5 protein-coding genes and 1 tRNA gene are annotated in these 7739 nt (G+C 58.2%); 4 read left to right on the top strand and 2 right to left on the bottom strand.

All coding sequences use genetic code 11. The features are described 5' to 3' along the window. The first annotated feature begins 208 nt into the window (after window positions 1-208). Window positions 209-283: transfer RNA gene (locus CJ255_RS20195), tRNA-Gly, on the top strand. Between the two features lie 119 nt (window positions 284-402). On the opposite strand, the gene CJ255_RS20190 is transcribed toward CJ255_RS20195, so the two are convergent. Beyond that, window positions 403-2520 carry a hybrid sensor histidine kinase/response regulator gene (locus CJ255_RS20190; RefSeq protein WP_165774845.1) on the bottom strand — a complete coding sequence of 706 codons (2118 nt, stop codon included), beginning with the start codon at window positions 2518-2520 and terminating at the stop codon, window positions 403-405. 442 nt (window positions 2521-2962) lie between these two features. Between CJ255_RS20190 and pgi the strand changes: the two genes are divergently transcribed. The 3 genes from pgi (at window position 2963) to CJ255_RS24210 (ending at window position 6669) form a co-directional block, all read left to right on the top strand. Next, a complete protein-coding gene (gene pgi / locus CJ255_RS20185; protein ID WP_245863620.1) occupies window positions 2963-4597 on the top strand; it encodes a glucose-6-phosphate isomerase in 1635 nt (544 codons plus the stop codon). Window positions 4598-4810: 213 nt separating this feature from the next. Next, window positions 4811-5332 (top strand): hypothetical protein, encoded by a 522-nt coding sequence (locus CJ255_RS20180; RefSeq protein ID WP_097645884.1) that lies wholly within the window; start codon window positions 4811-4813, stop codon window positions 5330-5332. A gap of 134 nt (window positions 5333-5466) precedes the next feature. After that, window positions 5467-6669, top strand: a complete 1203-nt coding sequence (locus CJ255_RS24210; protein WP_217352504.1) for a transposase — start codon at window positions 5467-5469, stop codon at window positions 6667-6669. A 138-nt stretch (window positions 6670-6807) separates the two neighbouring features. Here CJ255_RS24210 and CJ255_RS23805 read toward each other — a convergent pair. After that, on the bottom strand, window positions 6808-7739 hold a 932-nt coding region (locus CJ255_RS23805), incomplete at its 5' end, for a hypothetical protein (protein WP_165774844.1).

Genomic DNA, 7739 nt, shown 5'->3' with positions numbered 1-7739 from the left:
AGATTGGAGATTGGAGATTGGAGATTGGAGATTGGAGATTGGAGATTGGAGATTGCAGATTGGAGATTGTAGATTGCAGATTGGAGATTGCCGAACATGGCGTCCCAATGGGCTGTAGCGTTCTTGATCATGTGGCATGTTCAAGGGTAATTGGGATTACGTGTGCTTGCGAACTTGGCGTAGCTATGGTAGAGTCTGGCGTACAGATGCGGGCGTAGCTCAGTGGTAGAGCATCTGCCTTCCAAGCAGATGGTCGCGCGTTCGAATCGCGTCGCCCGCTCCACGTTAGAACGCGGAATCTCACGAGTGAGGTTCCGCGTTTTGTGTTGATGCGGCTGCGGCCCTGGCTGATACAGCCGGGGATGCTGGGCACCTCGGCCACAAACCATCCGTCTTCTGGTATCACAACAACTCGCCCACCCGCTGCAACAATTGGTCAATTGAATAGGGCTTGGGCAGAAACTCAATGTCCTCTTCTAGGATGCCATGATGGGCAATGACGTTCGAGGTGTAACCTGAAGTGAAGAGAACCCTGATGCTAGGGCGCAAGGCTTGCAACTCTTCGGCCAAGATGCGCCCGTTCATACCAGGTAGAATGACGTCCGTGATGAGGAGATCAATCGGATCATTCATAGCACCAACGATGCGTAGGGCTGCTGGCCCGTCGCGGAAGGCAAAAACGCGGTAGCCCTGCGCGATCAGCAGGCGCGTCGCTAAGGTTCGCACCATCTCGTCATCTTCAACCAATACAATCGTCTGGTTGCCCCGTGGCAGCGTCGTAGCCGCTTTGGGTTGCTCGATGGTGCTCTCACTCATTTCTGCGGGCGGAAGATAGAGTTTCACGGTCGTGCCTGCGTTGGGCTCCGAGTAGACTTCGATGCGCCCGCCGTTTTGTGAGACGGCCCCATAGACCATGGCCAGCCCCAGTCCCGTGCCTTTGCCCTGATCTTTGGTGGTGAAGAAGGGCTCAAAGAGGTTTGCTAAGACCTCTTTGCTCATGCCTACGCCGTTGTCAGAGACGGCTAACAGGACATAGTTGCCAGGGCGAATCTCTTCGTTGTGCTGGCGGATGTAGGCTTCGTCTAGTTCGACATGGGTTGTCTCGATGGTAAGTTTTCCGCCATAGGGCATGGCATCACGGGCATTGACCGCAAGATTGATAATGATCTGTTCGCACTGCCCCGGATCAAAGCGCACTGAGGCAAGCTCAGGGTCGAGGATGGTTTGGAGTTCAATATCTTCACCCAATAAGCGTAGCAGCATGCGCTGGACGCGCACAATCACCGCATTGAGACTGATCACCTGAGGCATAATGAGCTGACGCCGTGAAAAAGCCAAGAGCTGTTGGGTCAGCCCAGCGGCTGAGTCGATAGCTTTACTCACTTGGCTCAGATCATGCACCAACGGATCATCCAGGTTGAGTGAGAGCATCGCTAAATCAAGGTAGCCCTTCATCACCGTGAGCAGATTGTTGAAATCGTGGGCCACGCCACCGGCTAAACGCCCAATCGATTCCATCTTTTGAGCCTGGAGGAATTGGGCTTGGATCCGTTTGGCCTCAGTAATGTCTTGGAACGATGCTACCATGCCGAGAGGTGAACCTAAAGCATCATGGAAGAGGCTCGCGCTGACCTGGATGGCGCGCTGCTGCCCATCAGTACGCCGCGCCAGCAACTCGCCCATCCATTTGCTATCCTCCCGAATGCTGCGTATCACCTCAGCCGCATGTTCGGCGGAATCCCAAAATGAAATAGCCGGGCGCCCCAATACCTGATCGGTTTGATCATAGCCCCACAAGTCAAGAAAGGATTGATTGACATAGGTAAGCAGTCCATCAAGATCGGTCATAGCAATGCCATTAAGCGACGCCGCCACCGCCGCATCTTTGCGCCGCAAATCATTCTCGGCCTCTTGCCACGCCGTGATGTCTTGCATGGTGCCAATTGCCTTGAGCGCTGTGCCAGTGGAATCGTAGGCGATAAAGGCTTGTTCGCTCACATACTTGACCCGGCCAGCGGGGAACAACAGGCGATGCGTAATCGTGTAGGGCGTTCGGTTGGCTATGGCGGCACTAAATGCGGCACTCACCGCAGCACGATCATCTGGGTGAACCATTGTACGAAAGAGTTGCAACGATGCATTTGTTTCGTTGGGGTTCACTTCAAAGACGCGGTAGATCTCCGCTGACCACCAGAGATCGTGCGTGATCATGTCCAACTCCCAGCTTCCCACACTGGCTAGGCGCTGGGCATTCTCTAGGCGCGTCTGGCTGATCTGCAACTCTTGCGCTACATGGGCAAGTTGATTTTGCAAGGCCGTGAGAGTGGTCGTCTGCTCTTCACGCCCGCTCAAGTAGTAGGCCGCTTCACGTGGATGGCGCATCGCCCGCCACGCCACGCGTTCATAGTTGCCTGTGTGGCTACGGCACAGGCAGCTAAAGGCTACTTCCGGCGCTTCACTATTCGTTAGCCGGGCCAACTCTTGCTCAACCCATTTCTGCTCGTCGGGATGCAGTAGCATGCTGAACGGTGTAGCCCCTTCAGCCCAACCTGCAAATTCGCGCAAGGCTCGATTCGTGTGCAGAATGGTTCCGGTTGTATCAGTGATACAAAGCAGATCGGAAGAAAATTCAAAAAAAGGATTCAAATCAAATAGTTGCATTGGTTGGATCTAGGTGATGAGCAGCTCAACATACGGTTTCGATAAGAGGCTGTCTGAAAAGCTAGTGGATATGCGCTGGAGTGCCGGCTTTAGCCGGCTGAAGCCGGCACTCCAACGCCAGTTCATAAACTTTTCAGACAGCCTCTAAGGGGGCGCGAGGAAACAAGGTTCCCTCGCATCCTCACAGATTTCTCGTCATCCCAAGTTATAGACACGCTACAAAAATTGTAGCACAAGCAGCATAGCGCCAACGGCGCTATAATATGAGCAGAGTGTAACCCAAAACTGTGAGGAGCCGGAGATGAGTGAGCCAATGACCCCACCCTCAGCCCGCCCCGAATGGCAGGCGCTGCAGCAGCATGCTGCGACGATCCAAGCGACCCACCTGCGTGACCTTTTTGCCAGCGATGCGACTCGTGGCGAACGGCTGACGGCTGAGGCTGCGGGCCTCTACCTTGATTATAGTAAACAACGGGTTACCGACGAGACCTTGGGCAAGCTGGTCGCCCTCGCCGAGGCGGTGGGGCTACGCGAACAGATTGCGGCGATGTTCACGGGCGCAACGCTCAACAACACCGAGCAGCGCGCCGTTCTGCACGTTGCGCTGCGCGCCCCACGCGGCGCCGTGATCGAAGTGGACGGCCAGAATGTCGTGCCTGAAGTCTATGCCGTGCTTGACCGCATGGCCCAGTTTGTAGACCAGGTACGTAGTGGCGTGTGGCGTGGCTACACGGGCAAACCGATCCGCAACATCGTCAATATTGGCATCGGTGGCTCCGATCTGGGGCCAGCAATGGCCTATGATGCCCTACGTCAGTACAGCGCCCGCGAACTCACCCTACGCTTCATCTCAAACGTAGATGCCACCGATTTCGCCGAGGCAGTCCGCGACCTTGAGGCCAACGAGACGCTCTTTATTGTCGCCTCCAAGACCTTCACCACCCTTGAGACCATGGCCAACGCGCAGACGGCACGCCAATGGTTGCTGGATCGCTTAGGCGACAAAGAGGCCGTAGCACGCCACTTTGTGGCGGTCTCGACCAATGCCAAAGAAGTTGCCGCCTTTGGCATCGATCCGGCCAACATGTTCGGCTTCTGGGATTGGGTCGGCGGGCGCTACTCTATGACCTCGGCGATTGGCCTCTCAACGATGCTCGCGCTCGGCTCTGGCTCTTACCACGCCATGCTCGGTGGCTTCCGCGCCATGGACGACCACTTCCGTAGCGCCCCCTTTGCGCAGAACCTGCCGGTGCTCATGGGCCTGCTCGCGGTCTGGTACACCAGCTTTATGGGCGCAGAGACCCAAGCGGTCTTGCCGTATGACCAATACCTACGCCGTTTTCCGGCCTACTTGCAGCAGCTTACCATGGAGAGCAACGGCAAGCGCGTGCGACGCGACGGTGCAGCGGTAGACTACGAAACCGGGGCGATCTATTGGGGCGAACCCGGCACCAACGGGCAGCACTCCTTCTACCAACTCATCCACCAGGGCACCAAACTGATCCCGTGCGACTTCATCGGCTTTTGCCACAGCCTCAACCCTGTGGGGCAACACCATGATCTGCTGATGGCCAACATGTTCGCCCAAGCCGAAGCCTTAGCCTTTGGCAAGAGCGCCGAGGCGGTCGCGGCCTCCGGCACCCCCGCATGGCTCGTGCCCCACCGCACCTTCCCCGGCAACCGGCCCAGTAGCACCATCTTGGCCGAACGGCTCACCCCAGCCAGCTTAGGCGCGCTCATTGCCCTCTACGAACACAGCGTCTTTACCCAGAGCGCCGTGTGGGGCATCAACGCCTTCGATCAATGGGGCGTCGAACTGGGCAAAGTCCTAGCCGCCCAGATTCTCCCCGAACTCTCAAGCAATAGCGAACCAACCCTCAACCACGACAGCTCCACCAACAGCCTGATTCGGCGCTACCGCGCCGCCCAGGGGTAAAGGAGCGAAATCAAAAAAGTACCTTTGTTCGCTTTTGCTGCAAAGCAGCAAAAGCGAACAAAGGTACTTTTTAGTACTTGACGTTTTTGAACAGATGCGCTATACTCTAGCACGGATGAGTTGTAGCACTAAAGAGCTAAACTAAGTAAAAGCAAGAGCAAGGTGGTGGTGTCATGGGTTTGCAACTTACTAGCAAGGTTGAGGAGGTGTGCGATGGTACGGAGTCAAGACATACGCCCGGCACGTCGGACGGAACGAGTGCTACCCACACGCAATGTCGGCACAGTCGCCTACGTCATCACCGGCTTGATTGCCGTGCTAGCCGCCTACGTGGTGCTGGGTAGTCTCTTCGGGTGGTTGCAGACCCTGATGCATGATGTGCAGTACGGGCGGCCACGAACATTCCATCTGGTGGCAAATGTTGGACGGCCCGAAGAGGTTGGCGCACCAACCCATCTGATTGCCATGAATCTTGATCGTCAGGTGGTGATTCTGGAGTTGCCGGGTGGTGACGCCGCCAAGGTACGGGTCTTACCTGGCCCCTACCTCTTCGGCGCAGGCGAAGATCTCACCCCGGTCACCATGCGTCTAGCCGACATGAACGGCAATGGTGCCCCCGATTTGGTGGTGCGCGTCAAGAACGAAGAGATGGTCTACCTTAACCGTGAAGAGGGCTTCAACCTGATCACAGCCGAAGAACGACAACAACTGGTACGTCAGACGACATGGCGCTGAAAAGGGAATTCACCAGAATCCTGATACGATTGTCCGTGGTGATGCCCCAGGAGACGCCCTGAAGGGCGACAAACATGGCGATGAGGCAGCGCAGGAGGGCTTCCTCATAAGGATTATGGCAATGCTTGCGCTTGGTGTCAACTCATCTGCCCCATCTGACGCATCCCCAGTCGCTGACCTTGACGTTGTGGGTGACCGGGATAGTGATCGGACGCTACGTGGGCTTGCACCTGCTCTCAACGCTGATGGCGTTTCTGATGGAACGCTCGGTCAACGCCACGCGGGCGCAGTTGCACGAATGGTATCTCGATGCGAAGGACAAGCGTGGTGCCAAACAGGGGCAGAAACGGCGCGAGATCGCGGTGACGACATGTTTTGCGCCGCTCATGCGCTGGGTCGTTTCGTTGTTCCCCGACGCCGTCAAGGAACTGCAGGTCGCGATGGATGCCTCCTCGTTGGGACAGCGGTTTACGGTCTTGTCGATTCATGTGGTGATTCGGGGCTGTGCCATTCCGGTGGCATGGAAGATCGTGTGTGCGACGGCCAAAGGGGCGTGGCGACCGCATTGGGAAGCCTTGTTCAAGCACCTTGAGGGCAGTGTTCCCAGCGAATGGAAGGTCATCGTCATGGCAGACCGTGGCTTGTATGCCAAATGGCTCTACGATACCATTGTGGGGATAGGCTGGCATCCGTATCTGCGCATCAACCGACAGGGCAAGTATCGTCCGATTGACGAGCAGGAGTTTAAAGGACTGAGTACGGCCGTCACCAAGGACGGTCCCGGCTGGAAAGGCCGCGTCGTCTGCTTTGCCACCAAGGAGCGCCAAGTGACATGTACCCTGCTGGCCCGCTGGGACTCCCCGTATACCGATCCGTGGCTGATTCTCACCGACTTGGCACCCGATGAGGCGGATGTGGCGTGGTATCGCCTGCGGGCGTGGATTGAGTGCAGTTACAAGGACATGAAGCGAGGCGGGTGGCATTGGGAACAGACCCGGATGACCGACCCGGCCCGCGCCGAACGCATCTGGCTGGCCATGGCGGTCGCCACCCTGTTGGTGGTCAGTATGGGCATTCACGATGAAGTCACCACCCCCGAACCGAACCGGGAACATCTTTCGCCGAAGCACATTGCCCATCAGCGCAAGAGCGATGATGATACCCCGCAACCGCGCCGCATCAGTTGCTTTCAGCGCGGACGCCTGCTCTTTGTGGTCGCCTTGATTCACGGTCGTGATCTCCCACCAATGGCGCTTGTTCCCGAACCGCTGCCAAAAAGTCTTGACACTTCTGACGCTGCGCCATCCGCTGCTCCACCGCATCAGAAAGCGGCGTAGCAAAAAACTGTATACCTGAAAGCTACCCCCTCTCCCGCTTGCGGGAGAGGGGGCGAAGGTGGTACGATTCTTGGCGTTGTGATGCGATTTTTGCGGGATAACGCACCCAGGAATCTGTAGGTATCGGTATAACCCTCCTCAGCGCCGCACGAGCGGCAAGAAGACGCGGATCGGCCCGGCGCTGATGGTGGTACTCGCCTGTTCACCTAGCCGCGCCCCGACGGGGTTGCTCAGGGTGAGCATGAGCCCCGCTTCGCTGTCACTGAGTTGCGTTCGCTCTACAGGGATCACGATTGGCTGGCTGGTCTCGCCGGCGGCGAAGCTGAGGCTGCCGATGGTGGCGAGGCTGTTCACGCCGCTGCTGCGGTACTGTACCGTCACCGGGCCGCTGCTGGCGGCGCTCAGTTGCACCTCTACGGTGATGCTGCTGCTGCCCGGGGCGAGGTCGTAGTTTGCTTGCGCGAAACTGAGCGTCGGAATAGCCGCGCCCGCAAGCGGCGTGAGGTGCATATGCAGATCAAGCACCTCCGGTGGCACGCCAGCCATGGCGCTGACGCGCCGCTCGTAGCCGGGCGCCTCCACGGTAACATACCAGCAGCCCTCGGCGACATCCCAGCCGTAGTAGCCATCCGCGCCGGTGATCTGCGGGTTGACCTGCGGATCGATCAGGTTGGGATCGGGCATGGCGACGACGCCCAGCGCCTCATCAGCGGGAGGCAGATCGTCCCATGTACGATTGCCCAGCGTAGCCGGCGTCTCACAAGTGAGCGGCGCGGTATCGAGCGGCCCGCTCTTGGGCGCATGGCTCGGCACCTGGAAGAGTTGCACCACGGCACCCGCAATCGGCTGGTTGGTGGTCGCGTCGCGCACAAAGCCACTCGGGTCGTAGAGCGTCACGCGGCCCAACGGCTCGCTCAGCGGCGCAGCGGCGCAATGGTAGCCCACCGCCAACGCGCCCGTCGCCACCTGCGCGGCGGGGATCGTTGTGCTGAAGATGCCACTCCCTGCGAGCGTCTCGCTCAGCGGGAAACTGGCGCTACCCAGCGTAACCGTCGCCGTCGTAGGCGTGG

Source organism: Candidatus Viridilinea mediisalina, assembly GCF_002532535.1.
In the GTDB taxonomy this organism is placed as follows: domain Bacteria; phylum Chloroflexota; class Chloroflexia; order Chloroflexales; family Chloroflexaceae; genus Viridilinea; species Viridilinea mediisalina.
Note: the sequence above shows the minus strand (reverse complement) of the source record. Positions and strands in the feature narration are given on the sequence as shown.